This is a genomic window from Cupriavidus neocaledonicus (assembly GCF_000372525.1).
GTDB lineage: Bacteria > Pseudomonadota > Gammaproteobacteria > Burkholderiales > Burkholderiaceae > Cupriavidus > Cupriavidus neocaledonicus.
Genome location: NZ_AQUR01000086.1, coordinates 37129 through 52392, shown reverse-complemented (window position 1 = coordinate 52392; position 15264 = coordinate 37129). Strand labels below are relative to the sequence as shown.

General features: G+C 67.7%; 14 protein-coding genes. 10 read left to right on the top strand and 4 right to left on the bottom strand.

The genetic code is table 11. The features are described 5' to 3' along the window. Nucleotides 1-7: 7 nt before the first annotated feature. Nucleotides 8-1132 (bottom strand): GTP 3',8-cyclase MoaA, encoded by a 1125-nt coding sequence (gene moaA, locus A3AG_RS0109490; protein ID WP_026164074.1) that lies wholly within the window; start codon nt 1130-1132, stop codon nt 8-10. 225 nt (nt 1133-1357) lie between these two features. Beyond that, nucleotides 1358-4516 carry an Rne/Rng family ribonuclease gene (locus tag A3AG_RS0109485; RefSeq protein WP_018005168.1) on the bottom strand — a complete coding sequence of 1053 codons (3159 nt, stop codon included), beginning with the start codon at nt 4514-4516 and terminating at the stop codon, nt 1358-1360. 792 nt (nt 4517-5308) lie between these two features. Here A3AG_RS0109485 and A3AG_RS0109480 point away from each other — a divergent pair. From A3AG_RS0109480 to A3AG_RS0109465, 4 genes are read left to right on the top strand one after another with little or no spacing between them, the layout of a single operon-like run. Next, nucleotides 5309-6307 carry an RluA family pseudouridine synthase gene (locus A3AG_RS0109480; RefSeq protein ID WP_018005167.1) on the top strand — a complete coding sequence of 333 codons (999 nt, stop codon included), beginning with the start codon at nt 5309-5311 and terminating at the stop codon, nt 6305-6307. A gap of 30 nt (nt 6308-6337) precedes the next feature. Next, the gene (locus tag A3AG_RS0109475) at nt 6338-6997 is read left to right on the top strand and encodes an HAD-IA family hydrolase (protein ID WP_018005166.1); all 660 of its coding nucleotides are present in this window, start codon (nt 6338-6340) and stop codon (nt 6995-6997) included. After that, a complete protein-coding gene (locus A3AG_RS0109470; protein WP_018005165.1) occupies nt 6990-7388 on the top strand; it encodes a Rieske (2Fe-2S) protein in 399 nt (132 codons plus the stop codon). The genes A3AG_RS0109475 and A3AG_RS0109470 overlap by 8 nt, the downstream gene beginning before the upstream one ends. A gap of 23 nt (nt 7389-7411) precedes the next feature. Beyond that, nucleotides 7412-8587, top strand: a complete 1176-nt coding sequence (locus tag A3AG_RS0109465; protein ID WP_018005164.1) for a S49 family peptidase — start codon at nt 7412-7414, stop codon at nt 8585-8587. A gap of 73 nt (nt 8588-8660) precedes the next feature. Here A3AG_RS0109465 and A3AG_RS0109460 read toward each other — a convergent pair whose 3' ends face one another. Both A3AG_RS0109460 and A3AG_RS0109455 read right to left on the bottom strand, forming a co-directional pair. Then, the gene (locus A3AG_RS0109460; protein WP_018005163.1) at nt 8661-9392 is read right to left on the bottom strand and encodes an SAM-dependent methyltransferase; all 732 of its coding nucleotides are present in this window, start codon (nt 9390-9392) and stop codon (nt 8661-8663) included. A 25-nt stretch (nt 9393-9417) separates the two neighbouring features. Continuing rightward, the gene (locus A3AG_RS0109455; protein ID WP_018005162.1) at nt 9418-10017 is read right to left on the bottom strand and encodes a Maf-like protein; all 600 of its coding nucleotides are present in this window, start codon (nt 10015-10017) and stop codon (nt 9418-9420) included. A gap of 203 nt (nt 10018-10220) precedes the next feature. Here A3AG_RS0109455 and A3AG_RS0109450 point away from each other — a divergent pair, with 203 nt between their 5' ends. The 6 genes from A3AG_RS0109450 to fabG all read left to right on the top strand — a co-directional run bounded on the left by A3AG_RS0109450 (nt 10221) and on the right by fabG (nt 15166). Beyond that, on the top strand, nt 10221-10811 hold the full coding sequence (locus tag A3AG_RS0109450) for a DUF177 domain-containing protein (protein ID WP_018005161.1): 591 nt from the start codon (nt 10221-10223) through the stop codon (nt 10809-10811). A 119-nt stretch (nt 10812-10930) separates the two neighbouring features. Next, on the top strand, nt 10931-11110 hold the full coding sequence (rpmF, locus tag A3AG_RS0109445) for a 50S ribosomal protein L32 (protein WP_010814675.1): 180 nt from the start codon (nt 10931-10933) through the stop codon (nt 11108-11110). Between the two features lie 165 nt (nt 11111-11275). Then, on the top strand, nt 11276-12355 hold the full coding sequence (gene plsX / locus A3AG_RS0109440) for a phosphate acyltransferase PlsX (RefSeq protein ID WP_018005160.1): 1080 nt from the start codon (nt 11276-11278) through the stop codon (nt 12353-12355). 52 nt (nt 12356-12407) lie between these two features. Next, a complete protein-coding gene (locus A3AG_RS0109435) occupies nt 12408-13388 on the top strand; it encodes a beta-ketoacyl-ACP synthase III (protein ID WP_018005159.1) in 981 nt (326 codons plus the stop codon). An 82-nt stretch (nt 13389-13470) separates the two neighbouring features. Next, nucleotides 13471-14400: an ACP S-malonyltransferase gene (fabD, locus tag A3AG_RS0109430; protein ID WP_018005158.1), complete on the top strand. Its 930-nt coding sequence runs from the start codon at nt 13471-13473 to the stop codon at nt 14398-14400. 16 nt (nt 14401-14416) lie between these two features. Next, nucleotides 14417-15166 carry a 3-oxoacyl-ACP reductase FabG gene (gene fabG / locus A3AG_RS0109425; protein WP_018005157.1) on the top strand — a complete coding sequence of 250 codons (750 nt, stop codon included), beginning with the start codon at nt 14417-14419 and terminating at the stop codon, nt 15164-15166. The last annotated feature ends 98 nt before the right edge of the window (nt 15167-15264 follow it).

The window sequence follows — 15264 nt, the reverse complement described above, 5'->3', positions numbered from 1 at the left end:
GGCGGGGTCAGCCGCCAATATAGGACATCTCGATCTTGCGCTCGGCGCGCCTGGCGCGCACTGCCGGGTCGCTGCGCTGCTCGGAATAGTTGTCGGTGCGGCCTTGCCAGACCTGCGCGATCGCGTTGGAGATTTCCAGGTCGCTGTAGCCGCCGCGCAGCAGCGCGCGCAGGTCGAAGCCCTCGGTGGCGAACAGGCACAGGTAGAGCCGGCCTTCGGTGGAAAGCCGGATGCGGCTGCAGTCGCCGCAGAAGGCGTGGGTGACGCTGGAGATCACGCCGACCTCGCCGGCGCCGTCGCGGTAGCGCCAGCGTTCGGCGGTTTCGCCGGCATAGTTGGCCTGCACCGGCTCGAGCGGGAATTCGGCATCGATGCGCTTCACCACTTCGGCCGACGGCAGCACTTCGTCCATCTGCCAGTGGTTGCTGGCGCCGACGTCCATGAACTCGATGAAGCGCAGGATGATGCCGCTGTGGCGGAAGTGGCGCGCCATCGGCACGATTTCCTGATCGTTGGTGCCGCGCTTGACCACCATGTTGACCTTGATCGGCGCCAGGCCAACCGCCTGCGCGGTCTCGATGCCGCGCAGCACGTCGGCGACGGCGAAATCCACGTCATTCATGCGGCGGAAGGTGGCATCGTCGATCGCGTCCAGGCTGACGCTGACGCGCGTCAGGCCCGCGTCGCGCAGCGCGCGCGCCTTGCGCGCCAGCAGCGAGGCGTTGGTGGTCAGGGTCAGGTCCAGCGGCTTGCCCGACACGGTCTCGATCTTCGCCAGCATCTCGACCAGATGCTCGATGTTCTTGCGCAGCAGCGGCTCGCCGCCGGTCAGGCGGATCTTCTCGACGCCGTGGGCAACGAACAGCCGTGCGGTGCGCTCGATCTCCTCGAAACTGAGCAGCTCGGAATGCGGCAGGAAGGTGTAGTCCTTGTCGAACACTTCCTTCGGCATGCAGTAGACGCAGCGGAAGTTGCAGCGGTCCGTCACCGAGATGCGCAGGTCGTGCAGCGGCCGGCCACGGCGGTCGGCCACCAGGCCAGTCGGCGCAACCAGGTTGCCGGGAATGCTGGGCGTCATCGAGCGGTAGCGATGGTCGCGCAGGTCGAAAATCGGGATGACGGATTCGGTCATGGCCTGTGGGTGGCACGGCGCCCGGGGAGCGGGACGACAACGCAAAAAGCGATGTGGCGCGGGCGCTCGGGGGCCGGATGCATTCTGCTGCCATTCTAGCCGAGGCCGGGGCGGGGCATCCGCATCCCGCGGTGATGACGGGGATTCACCCGGCGCGCCGCCCATGAAAAAAGGGGACGGCCAGGCCGTCCCCTTCATGCTTTGGCTGCAGCGCAGCGGCGTCGCCTACTGCTGCGATGCCATCTGCACTTCGCGGCTGCCGGTTTCCACCAGGATCATCGGGCCCTGGGGCAGCGGCGGCAGCGGCTTGCGCTCACGCGGCACGCGCGGGGCGGGCACGATGCGGGCGGCGGCTTCCTGGGCCGAGCGCAGCTTGTCGCTGTCGGTATGGACCCATTGCAGGCCGGCGGTGGCCAGCATCGGTTCCAGGTTTTCCAGCGATGCCAGCGCCGCGGCAGGAACCGGAGCCGGGGCCCGGGCTGCGGGCTCGGCCGCCGGAGCGGTTTCAGCGACCGGCGCCAGCACGGGTTCCGGTGCGGATGCCGGGGCCGGCACCGGGGCCGGGGTGGCGGGCGGCACGACCGGCGCGGCGGTCTCGACTGCCGCGCTGACTGCAGGTTCGGCGATGGCTTCGGCGGCCACCGCCTCGGTCACCGCCACGGCCACCACCGGCGTAACAGTTTCGGCAGGTTCGGCAGCTTGCGCGGCCACCGGCTGGACCGCCGGGGTGGCTTGCGCCGCCGGTGCCGGCGTCACGTCTGCCGGCACCGCGATGCGGACGGCTTCGACGGGTTCGGGAGCGGCTTGCGCGGCCACGGCTACTTGCGGCGCGGGCTCGGCCGGCGCGCCGGCTTCGGCGCTGGCCGGGGCGAAGCCTTCGGCAGCAGCGCCTTCGCCTTCACCTGCCACGCCTTGCACCGACTCGTCGCGTTCGCGGCGATAGCGGTTGCGGCCACGGCGGTTGCGGCGGCGGCGTTCCTCGCCATCGGCGGTCTCCGCGCTTTCGGCGATACCTTCGGCGACACCTTCGGCGCCTTCCGGCAGTTCGGCGCGGGCCCGGGTGTCTTCGGTCAAGGCCTCGGGCAGTACGCCCAGGGCCTGGGCGGCAGCGATGGCTTCCGGCTGCGGCGCTTCACCGGCTTCGGCTTCGCGCAGCTCGCTGCGCTCGCGCTGGCGTTCGCGCTGGCGCTCGCGGCGTTCCTGGTTGCGGTCGCGGCGGCCTTCCTGGCGCGCCTCGGCGCGCTCGCCCTGGACGCGCTCGGCGGGCGCGGCCTCGGCCTGGCGCGCCACGGCCGGCGTGGCCTGGCCTTCGCCTTGCTGGCGCGGCTGGCGGCCCTGGCGTTCGCCACGGCCTTCGCGCGGTTCGCCGCGCTCGCCAGCCGGGCGTTCGCCACGCTCGGCGCGCTCGCCTCGTTCACCGCGCTGGCCGCGGCCCTGGCGCTCGCCACGTTCGCCGCGCTCGGTACGTTCGCCACGCTCGCCGCGTTCGGCGCGCTCACCGCGTTCGGCGCGCTCGCCACGCTGGCCGCGGCCATCGCCACGCGGACCGCGCTCACGACGGCCATCGGCGCTGCGGGTTTCCGCGGCGGCTGCGGGCTTGGCCGGCTCCACCACCGGCGGGGTGGCCGGGCGGGCACCGAACAGGCCCTTCAGCCAGGCGATGAAGCCGCCCGCTTCGACCGGCTTGGTGGCCGGCACGGGCGGCGCCACCGGAGCGGCTTCCGGGCGCGGGGCGCGCTCGGGGCGCGGCACCGAGACCGGGGCGGGCTGCTCGGGCGTGATGCCCTTGACCGCGGCTTCCTGGCGCGGCTTGGCTTCTTCCTTGCGACGGCTGCTGTAGCTGGTGTCGGCTTCCAGTTCCTTGGCGGCAGCCTCGGCCATCTTGTAGCTGGCGGTGCTGTCTTCCAGGCGCGGGTCGTCGTGGCGCAGGCGCTCCAGCTTGTAGTGCGGCGTTTCCAGGTGCTTGTTCGGGATCAGCAGCACGTTGACCTTGAAGCGCAGCTCGATCAGGTTGATTTCCTGGCGCTTCTCGTTCAGCAGGAAGGCGGCTACTTCCACCGGCACCTGGCAGTGGATGGCGGCGGTGTTTTCCTTCATCGCCTCTTCCTGGATGATGCGCAGCACCTGCAGGGCGGACGATTCGGTATCGCGGATATGGCCGGTGCCGTTGCAGCGCGGGCAGGTGATGTGCGAGCCCTCGGACAGCGACGGGCGCAGGCGCTGGCGCGACAGCTCCATCAGGCCGAAGCGGCTGATCTTGCCCATCTGCACACGCGCGCGGTCGTGGCGCAGCGCGTCCTTCAGGCGCGTCTCCACGTCCTTCTGGGCCTTGCCCGACTCCATGTCGATGAAGTCGATCACGATCAGGCCGCCCAGGTCGCGCAGGCGCAGCTGGCGGGCGATCTCGTCGGCCGCCTCGAGGTTGGTGCGCAGTGCGGTTTCCTCGATGTCGGCGCCCTTGGTGGCGCGCGCCGAGTTCACATCCACCGAGACCAGCGCTTCGGTGTGGTCGATCACGATGGCGCCGCCCGACGGCAGCATCACCATGCGCGAGTAGGCCGATTCGATCTGGTGCTCGATCTGGAAGCGCGAGAACAGCGGTACGTCGTCGCGGTACTTCTTCACGCGGTTCATGTTGTCAGGCATCACCACGCTCATGAAGGCGCGGGCCTGTTCGTAGATCTCGTCGGTGTCGATCAGGATCTCGCCGATATCCGGCTGGAAGTAGTCGCGGATGGCGCGGATCACCAGGCTGGATTCCAGGTAGATCAGCAGCGGCGCCTTGTTGTCGCCGGCGGCGCCGTCGATGGCCTTCCACAGTTGCAGCAGGTAGTTCAGGTCCCACTGCAGTTCCTCGGCCGAGCGGCCGATGCCGGCGGTGCGGGCGATGATGCTCATGCCTTCCGGCACGGTCAGCTGCGCCATGGTCTCGCGCAGTTCCTGGCGGTCCTCGCCCTCGATGCGGCGCGACACGCCGCCGCCGCGCGGGTTGTTCGGCATCAGCACCAGGTAGCGGCCGGCCAGCGAGATGAAGGTGGTCAGGGCCGCGCCCTTGTTGCCGCGCTCTTCCTTCTCGACCTGGACGATCAGTTCCTGGCCTTCATGCAGGGCGTCCTGGATGCGCGCGTTGCGCACGTCGATGCCTTCCTTGAAGAAGGCGCGCGCGACTTCCTTGAACGGCAGGAAGCCATGGCGCTCTTCGCCGTAATTGACGAAGCAGGCTTCCAGCGAGGGTTCGATGCGGGTGATGACACCCTTGTAGATGTTGCCCTTGCGCTGTTCGCGCCCGGCGGTCTCGATGTCGATGTCGATCAGTTTCTGACCGTCGACGATGGCGACGCGCAGTTCCTCCTGTTGCGTCGCGTTGAACAGCATGCGTTTCATCGCAATACCTCACTCCAGTGTCGCGGGTGGCACCGTCTGGGCGGTGTCCGCGGCGATCCATGGAGCACGCGAGGGAGCGAGCGAGGCGCGAGAATTGCCGGAAAGCGCCGCTGCGCAAGACATGCGAGCGGCTGGGCGCGGGTGAAAGAGAGCGATGACGTCGGGGTAACGACCGCAGGGCAGGAGAGAACACCGGAGGCTGCTCTTGCGCAGACATCCGGCGCATTCCCATGCCGGAGGCGATGCTGGGCGCCGGTGCAACCAGCACCGGCGGCATCGCGGCCGGCCGCGGAAGGCCTAGACGCGTCAAAGAGCAAATTTTTCGGACACGGCATGGTTGCCGTTGCAGCCTGACTTCTCCTGGCGGGCGCACCTACTACTTCTTGGAGTTCTGCGACCGGGCGCCGGTAACTTTCAGTCAGGCGGCAGGTCAACCTGCCGGCCGGCACCGTTTCCCGGTGCGGGCGGGACTTCTCTCACCGAAGCGGATGCCGGCTGGGCATCCGCCTTTAAATTCTGTTTTACCTGAACACTCAGTTCCCACGTCACCGCCTGCCGTGCCGAAGCCACCTTTGGGCGACTTCCTGCATGCCGGCGGCACCGTGCGTGCTGCTTTTTGCTGCCATTTGCCCGTCTGGCGCTTGGCGTAACGCGAATTGCGGGAGACGGGCGGGGTCGACGGCAACCCCAAGTGTAGAATGCGAAAAATCGAATAAAACTAGAAGATCCATCGCTTACACAGGTCTTGCGCTGCCGGCCACGAGCCGGAACAGCGAGGAAATTATATTGAAAATGAATGAGTTACGCCATCAAATTGAAAAGGCTGCCGAACCTGCGCCGGCCAGCCCACAGGTGGCGTATGTCACGATTGACGAAGGCTCCGAAGGCCAGCGCATCGACAACTTCCTGCTGAAGGTGGCCAAGGGGGTACCCAAGAGCCATATTTACCGCGTGCTCCGCTCGGGCGAGGTCCGGGTCAATAAAGGGCGTATCGATGCCACTTATCGACTTCAAGCCGGGGACGTGGTGCGCATTCCGCCGATGCGGGTGGCGAGCGCGGCGCAATCCGGCGCCCCGGTGCCTGCCGGAGAATTTCCGGTGTTATTCGAGGACGCCCACCTGCTGGTCATCAACAAGCCGGCGGGTGTCGCCGTGCATGGCGGCTCGGGCGTCGCGTTCGGGGTGATCGAGCAGTTGCGCCGGTCGCGGCCCCAGGCCAAGTTCCTGGAACTGGTGCACCGGCTGGACCGCGAGACTTCCGGGATCCTGGTGCTCGCGAAGAAGCGCTCGGCGCTGGTCCACCTGCATGAGCAGATTCGCGGCAACACCATGGACAAGCGTTATTTCGCCTGCGTGGCCGGAGAATTCCTGAACGCCCGCCAGCACGTAAAGCTGCCGCTATATAAGTACAGCACGCCGGACGGCGAGCGCCGGGTGCGGGTCCAGGCCGACGGGCTGGCCTCGCATACCGTGTTTAACCGGGTCGAGGCCTTTGCGGGCTTCACGCTGCTGGAGGCCGAACTGAAGACCGGCCGCACCCACCAGATCCGCGTTCATCTGGCGCACTCCGGTTTTCCGATCGTCGGCGATGAAAAATACGGCGATTTCACGCTGAACAAGTCGCTGGCGCGTTCCGGGGCCAAGCCGGGCCTCAAGCGCATGTTCCTGCACGCGCACCGGCTGGTGTTTATCCACCCGGCCACCGGCGAGCCGTTGTCCGTGGAAGCGCCGCTGCCCGACGACTGCGTCGGATTCCTGCAACAATTGCGTGAGTTGCACGCCCCGGAGTAGGGCAGTGCTTCAAACGCCACAAGGACTTCCATGGCCAGGCAACAATTTGACCTGATCGTTTTCGACTGGGACGGCACGCTGATGGACTCGACCCCGACCATCGCCAAGTGCATCCAGCTCGCCAGCCGCGACCTGGGCCTGCCGGTGCCGGACGACAGCGCCGCCAGCCACGTGATCGGGCTGGGGCTGAAGGATGCGCTGTCGTATGCGGTGCCGACACTGGACCCGGCCGACTACCCGCGGCTGGCCGAGCGCTACCGTTACCATTTCCTGACCCGCGATGCCGACCTCGTGCTGTTCGACGGCGTGCGCGACATGCTCGAAACGCTGCGCGCAGAACACTATTTTCTCGGCGTGGCCACCGGCAAGACCCGCGTCGGCCTGCAGCGCGCGCTGGCAGCAAGCGGCCTGACCGCGCTCTTCGACGCCACCCGCTGTGCCGACGAAACCTTCTCCAAGCCGCACCCTGCGATGCTGCACGAACTGACGCGCGAACTGGGTCAGGACGTGGAGCGCACGGTGATGGTCGGCGACACCACCCATGACCTGCAGATGGCGGCCAACGCCGGCGCCAAGGGCCTGGGGGTCTGCTACGGGGCGCACCCCGCCGAGTCGCTGAGGGCCATGGCGCCGGTGCACTGTGCCAGTTCGATCGCCGACCTGACCGAGTGGCTGCTGGCCCATGCCTGACGCAGCCTCGGGCCAGGCGCCGGTGCGGCTGTGTGCCGCCGATGCATTGCAGGAGGGCGGGCTCGGCGTGCGCTTCTCGGTGGCGCTCGACCGGCGCGAGATCGGCGCCTTTGTGGTGCGCTTCGATGGCGTTGCGCATGCCTATCTGAACCAGTGCGCGCACGTGCCGATGGAGCTGGACTGGCAGGAGGGCCGGTTCTTCGATGCCTCGGGCCTATACTTGATGTGCGCCACTCATGGCGCGGTGTACGCGCCGGATAGCGGCGAGTGCGTTGGCGGTCCTTGCCGCGGCGCTGCGCTGGCCAAGCTGCAGGTCGAAGAACGCGATGGCCAGGTCTACTGGCTGCCACGGGCGCCGTACCGCGCGCCCGAGCCTTGCGGCGGCGCCTGAATGGATTTCCACGAGCGATTTGCATGACAGAACAACAGAAACCGGATTCGGACGCGCCCAACGAACCGGGGCAGCCGGACCAGCGCAAGCCCGCCGCAGAGGGCGGGTCGGCCGCGCCCGAGTCCGAGCGCCTGGTGACCGCGCCGCGTGCCGATTTCCCGCTGGATGACGAACTTCGCGCGGGCGATGACGCCGCGCGGCGTGAAGCGCGCGAACGCAAGGCGCGCCTGGCCGGCGCCACCAGCAGCGGGCAGGTGGGCGGCGGCTGGGAACGCGATGTGCTGGAAAAGGTGTTGACCGCCTCGCTGCGCGAGCAGCGCGCGGCGCGGCGCTGGCGTATTTTCTTCCGCCTGGTCAGCCTCGGCCTGCTGGCGCTGATCCTGTTTGCGGTGTTCGACTTCAAGGGTGACGGCGCCATCAGCGCCTCGGGCCGGCACACCGCGATGGTCACGCTGGAAGGCGAAATCGCCGCCGGCACGCCGGCCAGCGCCGAAGCGATCAACGCCTCGCTGCAGGCGGCCTTTGCCGACAGCAATGCCGCCGGCGTGATCCTGAAAATCAATTCCCCCGGCGGCTCGCCGGTGCAGGCCGGCATCATCAACGACGAGATCCACCGCCTGCGGGGCCTCTACCCGTCCAAGCCGCTGTATGTGGTGGTCGAGGAAATCTGTGCTTCCGGCGGCTATTACGTGGCGGCGGCGGCCGACAAAATTTATGTCGACAAGGCCAGCATCGTCGGCTCGATCGGCGTGCTGATGGACGGCTTTGGGTTTACCGGTCTGATGGACAAGCTGGGCGTCGAGCGCCGGCTCTACACCTCGGGCGCCAACAAGGGCATGCTCGACCCGTTCTCGCCGCAGGTGCCGAAGCAGAAGGCCTTTGCCGAAGCCATGCTCAAGCAGATCCACGAGCAGTTCATCGACGTGGTCAAGGAAGGCCGTGGCGACCGGCTCAAGGACGACCCGGAGCTGTTCTCGGGGCTGTTCTGGTCGGGCGAACGCAGTGTCGCGCTGGGGCTGGCCGACGGCCTGGGCAGTGCCGAGTACGTGGCGCGCGACCTGTTCAAGGCCGAGGATATCGTCGACTACACGGTCAAGGAGAACATTGCCGAACGCGTGGCCAAGCGCTTTGGCGCGGCCGTGGGCACCGCTGCGATGAAGACCATGCTGTGGAGCACCGGCATGCAGGGCATGCGCTGAAGCCGGGCGCGGCAGCGAGTGAACAAAGGGGGCGCGAGCGCCCCCTTTGTCATTTTCCGTCCGCTTGTTTGCCCTAGAGGGCGAGCAGCGAGAAGATTGCCGGGCGCTTGTGCAGCGCGATTCGCTCTGGGCGCCAGTCAGACAGCGGCAGCGTGACGATGGTCTCGCCGGGCAGGGTCAGGTCGACCGCCACGGACAGCAGCGTGGTGCCGGCGCAGTGCTGGCGCATGGCCTCCAGCAGCGCGCCGTTGCGGTACGGCGTTTCGATGAAGACCTGGGTCTGGCTGGACTTGCGCGAGCGCTGTTCCAGCTCGCGCAGCCGCTGCGCGCGCTCGTTGGCATCGACCGGCAGGTAGCCATTGAAGGCAAAGCTCTGGCCGTTCAGGCCCGAGCCCATCACCGCCAGCAGGATCGAGCTGGGCCCCACCAGTGGCCGCACGCGGATGCCGCGCGCATGCGCCAGCCGCACCAGGTCGGCGCCGGGGTCGGCCACCGCCGGCACGCCGGCCTCCGACAGCAGGCCGCCGTCGCGTCCGGCCCGCAGCGGCGCCAGCAGCGCCGCCAGGGCGTCGGCGCGCGTATTGACATTCAGTTCCTGGATCTCGATCTGCTGGATCGGGCGCGCCAGCGGCGTGGTTTCACCCAGCTTTTTCAGGAAGGCGCGCGCGGTCTTGGCGTTCTCGGCGACGAGGTAGTCCAGCCCGGCCGCGACCTGCTGCACGCCAGCCGGGATCACGTCGGCCAGCGGGTCGGCTTCGTCGCGCTTGCCGAGGGTATTGGGAATCAGGTAGAGGGTGCCGCTCATCGTGGGTGGGTGGGGTGGATGCGGTTCATGCGCAAAGGAGAGGGTAGCCGGCCTGGCGCAGCATGCCGGTCAGCGCGATCAGCGGCAGGCCGACCAGCGCGGTGGGATCGTCGGACTCGACCCGCGCCAGCAGCGTGATGCCGAGTCCCTCGGACTTGGCACTGCCGGCCACGTCGTAGGGGCGCTCCAGCTGCAGGTAGGTCTCGATTTCGGCGTCGGTCAGGTCGCGCAGCGTCACGCGGGTCTGCACGTCGGCCAGTTGCGCGGTGCCGGTGCGCGAGTCCAGCAGGCACAGCGCCGAGTGGAAGGTGGCGGTGCGCCCGCGCATGCGACGCAATTGCGCCACCGCGTTGTCGTGGGTGCCGGGCTTGCCCATCTGGGCGCCGTCCAGCGTCAGCACCTGGTCGGAGCCGATCACCAGCGCGCCGGGGTGGCGGGCGGCGATGGCCTCGGCCTTGCGCTGCGACAGCCGCAGCGCCGTGGCCTCGGGCGCTTCGCCGGCCAGCGGGGTTTCGTCGATGTCCGGCACCGCGACTTCGAAGGGAATGCGCAGCCGCTCCAGCAGTTCGCGGCGGTAGGGCGAGCCGGAGCCGAGGATCAGCCGGGGGCGTGGGTCTGGAGACATAAGTAATAGAATCAGGGCTGGAAGCCGTGTGGCTTCCGGAGCAAGGCCTTTGACCTCAGCTAGGTTTACACCGTATAATCGCGCGTTTAGCCGCATCCGCACCCGGGCGCAGTGCCGCCAATGTGCGCGGCCCGCAGTCCACGCATTCCGTCGGGTGAGGAATGTGGCTGATCCGTCATTGATTTGCGACAGGAGCCACGCACATGACCCAGCCGATCGACCTGCGCGCGCTTGACCTCTTCGCCATGTGCCGAAAGGGTGAAAGCCTGGCCGGCGACGTGGCGGTGCGGGATTTGCCGCGCATCTTAGCCGAGACCGCCGCGCAAGCGCCAGCCTCGGCACCCGATGAGACCTTCGCCTATACGGCCACCGGCTTCGTGCGCGAAGAGGCGGCCGAGCCCGGCGCCCCGGTGGCGCAGCGGCTGTTTCTCGACGTGACGGTGCAGGGCCGGATGTGGCTGGATTGCCAGCGCTGCCTGGCGCCTTATGCCCAGCCGATCGACACGGCGACGCGTTTCGAGGTGGTGGAAAGCGAGGAAGCGGCCGACGCCGCGCCGATGGACGACGACGAAGTCGACGTGATCGCCGGCTCGAAGCGGTTCTCGCTGCTGGAACTGATAGAAGATGAAGTGCTGCTGGCGTTGCCGGTGGCGCCCAAGCATGACGTCTGCCCGACCGTGCACGATAGCCTCGTGACCGGAACGGACGGCGAGGCCCAGCCTGAAGCTGAGCCTGAGGAAGAAAAGCGGCCTTCGCCCTTCGCGGCGCTGGCCGGCCTGAAGACCCGGCACTGAAGCCGCCAGCGCGCGGCCTGCAGGGTCTTGCAGGTGAATCTGAAGCATCCGGCCGGGCCCCGGCTACGCCTTGGGCGGGATGCGTGTGTTAATATTGAAAAATTCTCGAAGGAGTCATCATGGCTGTTCAACAGAACAAGAAGTCGCCGTCCAAGCGCGGCATGCATCGTTCGCACGACCACCTGTCGGCCGCGCCGCTGGCCGTCGAGCCGACCACCGGCGAAACCCACCTGCGCCACCACGTGAGCCCGAACGGCTACTACCGTGGTCGCAAGGTCATCAAGACCAAGAACGACTGATAGCTTCGCTAGGCGTGACGTTGCGTCTCGCTCGCGCATGCCTGTGGGTCGGACAATAATCGGTCAGACACAAAAAAGCGGCAAGATCGTTGCCGCTTTTTTGTTGGGCGCTCGGGATTCACGCCGGGCGTGGCGTGCGCCGCCGCGCTATCCGTACCAGGAACAATGACGATCAAAATCGCTATCGACTGCATGGGCGGCGATCACGGAGTTTCCGTGACGGTGCCCGCGGCGATCAGTTTTCTTTCCCGCCACGACGATGCCGAGATGGTGCTGGTCGGCTTGCCCGACGCCATCCGGGCGCAGCTGAAGAAGCTGCAAGCGCTGGATCATCCGCGCGTCAGCATCGTCGAGGCCACCGAGGTCATCACCATGGATGACCCGGTCGAGGTGGCCCTGCGCAAGAAGCGCGACTCCTCGATGCGCGTTGCCGTCACCCAGGTCAAGGAAGGCCTGGCGGGTGCCTGCATCTCCGCCGGCAATACCGGCGCGCTGATGGCGGTATCGCGCTACGTGCTGAAGACGCTCGAAGGCATCGAGCGGCCCGCCATCGCCACCACCATCCCCAACCAACAGGGCTGGGGCACCACGGTGCTGGACCTCGGCGCCAACGCCGACTGCGAACCCGAGCACCTGCTGCAGTTCGCGCGCATGGCCGAGGCCATGGTGGCCGTCGTCGACCACAAGGAACACCCCACGGTGGGCCTGCTGAACATCGGCGAGGAAGTCATCAAGGGCAACGAGGTGGTCAAGCGCGCCGGCGAACTGCTGCGCGCCTCGGAGCTGAACTTCTACGGCAACGTGGAAGGCAACGACATCTTCAAGGGCACTACCGACATCGTGGTCTGCGACGGCTTCGTCGGCAATGTGGCGCTCAAGAGCACCGAGGGCCTGGCCAAGATGATCGGCAGCATGATCAAGGAAGAATTCACCCGCTCGTGGTTTACCAAGCTGCTGGCCGCGGTCGCCATGCCGGTGCTGTCGCGCCTGGCCAAGCGGCTCGACCCGGCGCGCTACAACGGCGCGTCGCTGCTCGGCCTGCGCGGGCTGGTGATCAAGAGCCACGGCTCGGCCGATGCCCATTCTTTTGAGTGGGCCATCAAACGCGGGTATGATGCCGCCAAGAATGGCGTGATCGCCCGCATCACCCGGGCCTTTGCCGATAAATCCAGCGCCGCAGGCGGTGCCCAGCCCGCCCCGGAGACAGAGGCGCCTGGCGCGCATCCCAGCCCCCACGTCGCCTGAGCGCCACGCGCGCCGGTCGAGGGTGCCGGCGGGCCATACGATCCGACAATACATGACCAAGTACGCAAAAATCATCGGTACCGGGAGCTACCTGCCTCCGCGGCGCGTGACCAACCATGAGCTGGCCGCGCAGCTTGCCGAGAAGGGCATCGAGACCAGCGACGAGTGGATCGTCTCGCGCAGCGGCATCTCGGCGCGCCACTGGGCCGAGCCCGATGTGACCAGCAGCACGCTGGCGGTCAAGGCTGCCGAGCAGGCCATCGCCGCCGCCGGCATCGACCGCCAGGACATCGACCTGATCATCGTCGCCACCTCGACGCCGGACTTCGTGTTCCCCAGCACCGCCTGCATCGTGCAGGAAAAGCTGGGCATCACCAACCACTGCCCGGCCTTCGACCTGCAGGCGGTGTGCTCCGGCTTTGTGTACGCGCTGGCCACCGCCGACAAGTTCATCCGCAGCGGCTCGCACCGCAACGTGCTGGTGATCGGCACCGAAGTGTTCTCGCGCATCCTCGACTTCAACGACCGCACCACCTGCGTGTTGTTTGGCGACGGCGCCGGCGCGGTGGTGCTGTCGGCGTCCGACGAACCGGGCATCCTGTCCAGCGCGATGCATTCGGACGGCAGCCATGTCGACATCCTTTGCGTGCCGGGCAATGTCGCCGGCGGCAACATCACCGGCAACCCGTTCCTGCACATGGACGGCCAGGCGGTGTTCAAGCTCGCCGTCAACGTGCTCGACAAGGTGGCGCGCGAAGCCATGGAAGCCGCCAGCGTGTCGCCCGACCAGGTCGACTGGCTGATTCCGCACCAGGCCAATATCCGCATCATGCAGGGCACGGCGAAGAAGCTCGGCCTGCCGGCCGAGCGCATGGTCGCGACCGTGCACGAGCACGGCAACACCTCGGCCGCCTCGATCCCGTTGGCGCTCGACGTCGCCGTCCGTGACGGCCGCATCCGTCCCGGCCACACCGTGCTGATGGAAGGCGTGGGCGGCGGCTTCACCTGGGGCGCGGTGCTGCTGCGCATGTGATACGCGGCCGGTGCCAGGCGTGCCGCGCAGGCACGAGCTGCCGCGGCGCCGGCCCCCGATTTCTTGTTAGGGTTTCCATCCGATGAAATTCGCTTTCGTATTTCCCGGCCAGGGTTCGCAGTCGGTCGGCATGCTCAATGCCTTCGCCGACAACGCCGTGGTGCGCGCCACCGTGGCAGAAGCCTCGGCCGCGCTCGGCCAGGATCTCGGCCGCCTGATCGCCGAAGGCCCTGCCGAAGAACTGAACCTGACCACCAATACGCAGCCGGTGATGCTGACCGCCGCGGTGGCGATCTACCGCGCCTGGCTCGATGCCGGTGGCCCGGCGCCGGCGCTGGTGGCCGGCCACAGCCTGGGCGAGTACTCCGCGCTGGTGGCCGCCGGCGTGATCCCGTTTGCCGACGCCGTGCCGCTGGTGCGCTTCCGCGCGCAGGCCATGCAGGAAGCCGTGCCGGTGGGCGAGGGCGGCATGGCCGCGATCCTGGGCCTGTCGGATGACGACGTGCGCGCCGCGTGCGCCGAAGCGTCGGCCGCGGGCGTGGTCGAGGCCGTCAACTTCAACGCGCCGTCGCAGGTGGTGATCGCCGGCCACAAGGGCGCGGTCGAGAAGGCCTGTGAAATCGCCAAGGCCAAGGGCGCCAAGCGCGCGCTGCCGCTGCCGGTGTCGGCGCCGTTCCACTCGTCGCTGCTCAAGCCCGCTTCCGACCGCCTGCGCGAGCGCATGGCCGGCCTGGCTTTTGCGGCGCCATCGATTCCGCTGGTGAACAACGTCGACGTCGCCATCGTCAACGATCCGGCGGCGATCAAGGATGCGCTGGTGCGCCAGGCCGCGGCGCCGGTGCGCTGGGTCGAGTGCGTGCAGAAGATGGCCGCCGAAGGCATCACCCATGTGATCGAATGCGGTCCAGGCAAGGTGCTGGCCGGCATGACCAAGCGCATCGACGGCAACCTGAGCGGCGGCGCGATCTTCGATCCGGCCTCGCTGCAGGACACGCTGGCACTGCTCAAGTAAGCAACAGGACAACCGCATGACCAAACTTCTCGACAACCAGGTTGCGCTGGTCACCGGCGCCTCGCGCGGCATCGGCCGCGCCATCGCGCTGGAACTGGCCCGGCAGGGCGCCACCGTGATCGGCACCGCTACCAGCGAAGCCGGCGCGGCCGGCATCACCGACTACCTCGGCGCCGAAGGCCTGAAGGGCAAGGGTGCCGTGCTCAACGTCAACGACGCCGCGGCCTGCGACGCACTCATCGACGAGATCGTCAAGAGCCATGGCGGCATCGGCGTGCTGGTCAACAATGCCGGCATCACGCAGGACCAGCTGGCGATGCGCATGAAGGACGAGGACTGGCTGGCCGTGATCCAGACCAACCTGACTTCGGTGTTCCGCCTGTCGCGCGCGGTGCTGCGCCCGATGATGAAGGCGCGCCATGGCCGCATCATCAACATCACCTCGGTGGTGGGCTCGGTCGGCAATCCCGGCCAGATGAACTATTCCGCGGCCAAGGCCGGCGTGGCCGGCATGACCCGTTCGCTGGCCGCCGAGATCGGCAGCCGCAATGTGACCGTCAACTGTGTTGCGCCGGGCTTTATCGACACCGACATGACCAAGGCCCTGTCCGAAGAGCAGCATGCTTCGCTCAAGACGCAGATCCCGCTGGGCCGCCTGGGGCAGCCCGAGGATATCGCTAATGCGGTCGCCTTCCTGGCCGGTCCGCAAGCCGCCTACATCACCGGCACCACCCTGCATGTGAACGGCGGGATGTACATGAATTAATGGTTTTCCGGCTGCGTTTTTCGGCCAAGAAGCCGGAAGAAGCCGCCGGAAGTCGTAGTTTTCCGAACCAATCGGGCGCGATTCTTGCAAAGCTTGGC

Excerpts from the sequence above, each read along its gene's own strand:
- A3AG_RS0109465 (WP_018005164.1), top strand. The coding sequence starts at position 7,412 with ATGACAGAACAACAGAAACCGGATTCGGACGCGCCCAACGAACCGGGG.
- A3AG_RS0109480 (WP_018005167.1), top strand. The coding sequence starts at position 5,309 with ATGAATGAGTTACGCCATCAAATTGAAAAGGCTGCCGAACCTGCGCCG.
- fabD (WP_018005158.1), top strand. The coding sequence starts at position 13,471 with ATGAAATTCGCTTTCGTATTTCCCGGCCAGGGTTCGCAGTCGGTCGGC.
- moaA (WP_026164074.1), bottom strand. The coding sequence starts at position 1,132 with ATGACCGAATCCGTCATCCCGATTTTCGACCTGCGCGACCATCGCTAC.
- A3AG_RS0109475 (WP_018005166.1), top strand. The coding sequence starts at position 6,338 with ATGGCCAGGCAACAATTTGACCTGATCGTTTTCGACTGGGACGGCACG.
- A3AG_RS0109455 (WP_018005162.1), bottom strand. The coding sequence starts at position 10,017 with ATGTCTCCAGACCCACGCCCCCGGCTGATCCTCGGCTCCGGCTCGCCC.
- A3AG_RS0109450 (WP_018005161.1), top strand. The coding sequence starts at position 10,221 with ATGACCCAGCCGATCGACCTGCGCGCGCTTGACCTCTTCGCCATGTGC.
- A3AG_RS0109460 (WP_018005163.1), bottom strand. The coding sequence starts at position 9,392 with ATGAGCGGCACCCTCTACCTGATTCCCAATACCCTCGGCAAGCGCGAC.
- A3AG_RS0109485 (WP_018005168.1), bottom strand. The coding sequence starts at position 4,516 with ATGAAACGCATGCTGTTCAACGCGACGCAACAGGAGGAACTGCGCGTC.
- fabG (WP_018005157.1), top strand. The coding sequence starts at position 14,417 with ATGACCAAACTTCTCGACAACCAGGTTGCGCTGGTCACCGGCGCCTCG.
- A3AG_RS0109435 (WP_018005159.1), top strand. The coding sequence starts at position 12,408 with ATGACCAAGTACGCAAAAATCATCGGTACCGGGAGCTACCTGCCTCCG.
- rpmF (WP_010814675.1), top strand. The coding sequence starts at position 10,931 with ATGGCTGTTCAACAGAACAAGAAGTCGCCGTCCAAGCGCGGCATGCAT.
- plsX (WP_018005160.1), top strand. The coding sequence starts at position 11,276 with ATGACGATCAAAATCGCTATCGACTGCATGGGCGGCGATCACGGAGTT.
- A3AG_RS0109470 (WP_018005165.1), top strand. The coding sequence starts at position 6,990 with ATGCCTGACGCAGCCTCGGGCCAGGCGCCGGTGCGGCTGTGTGCCGCC.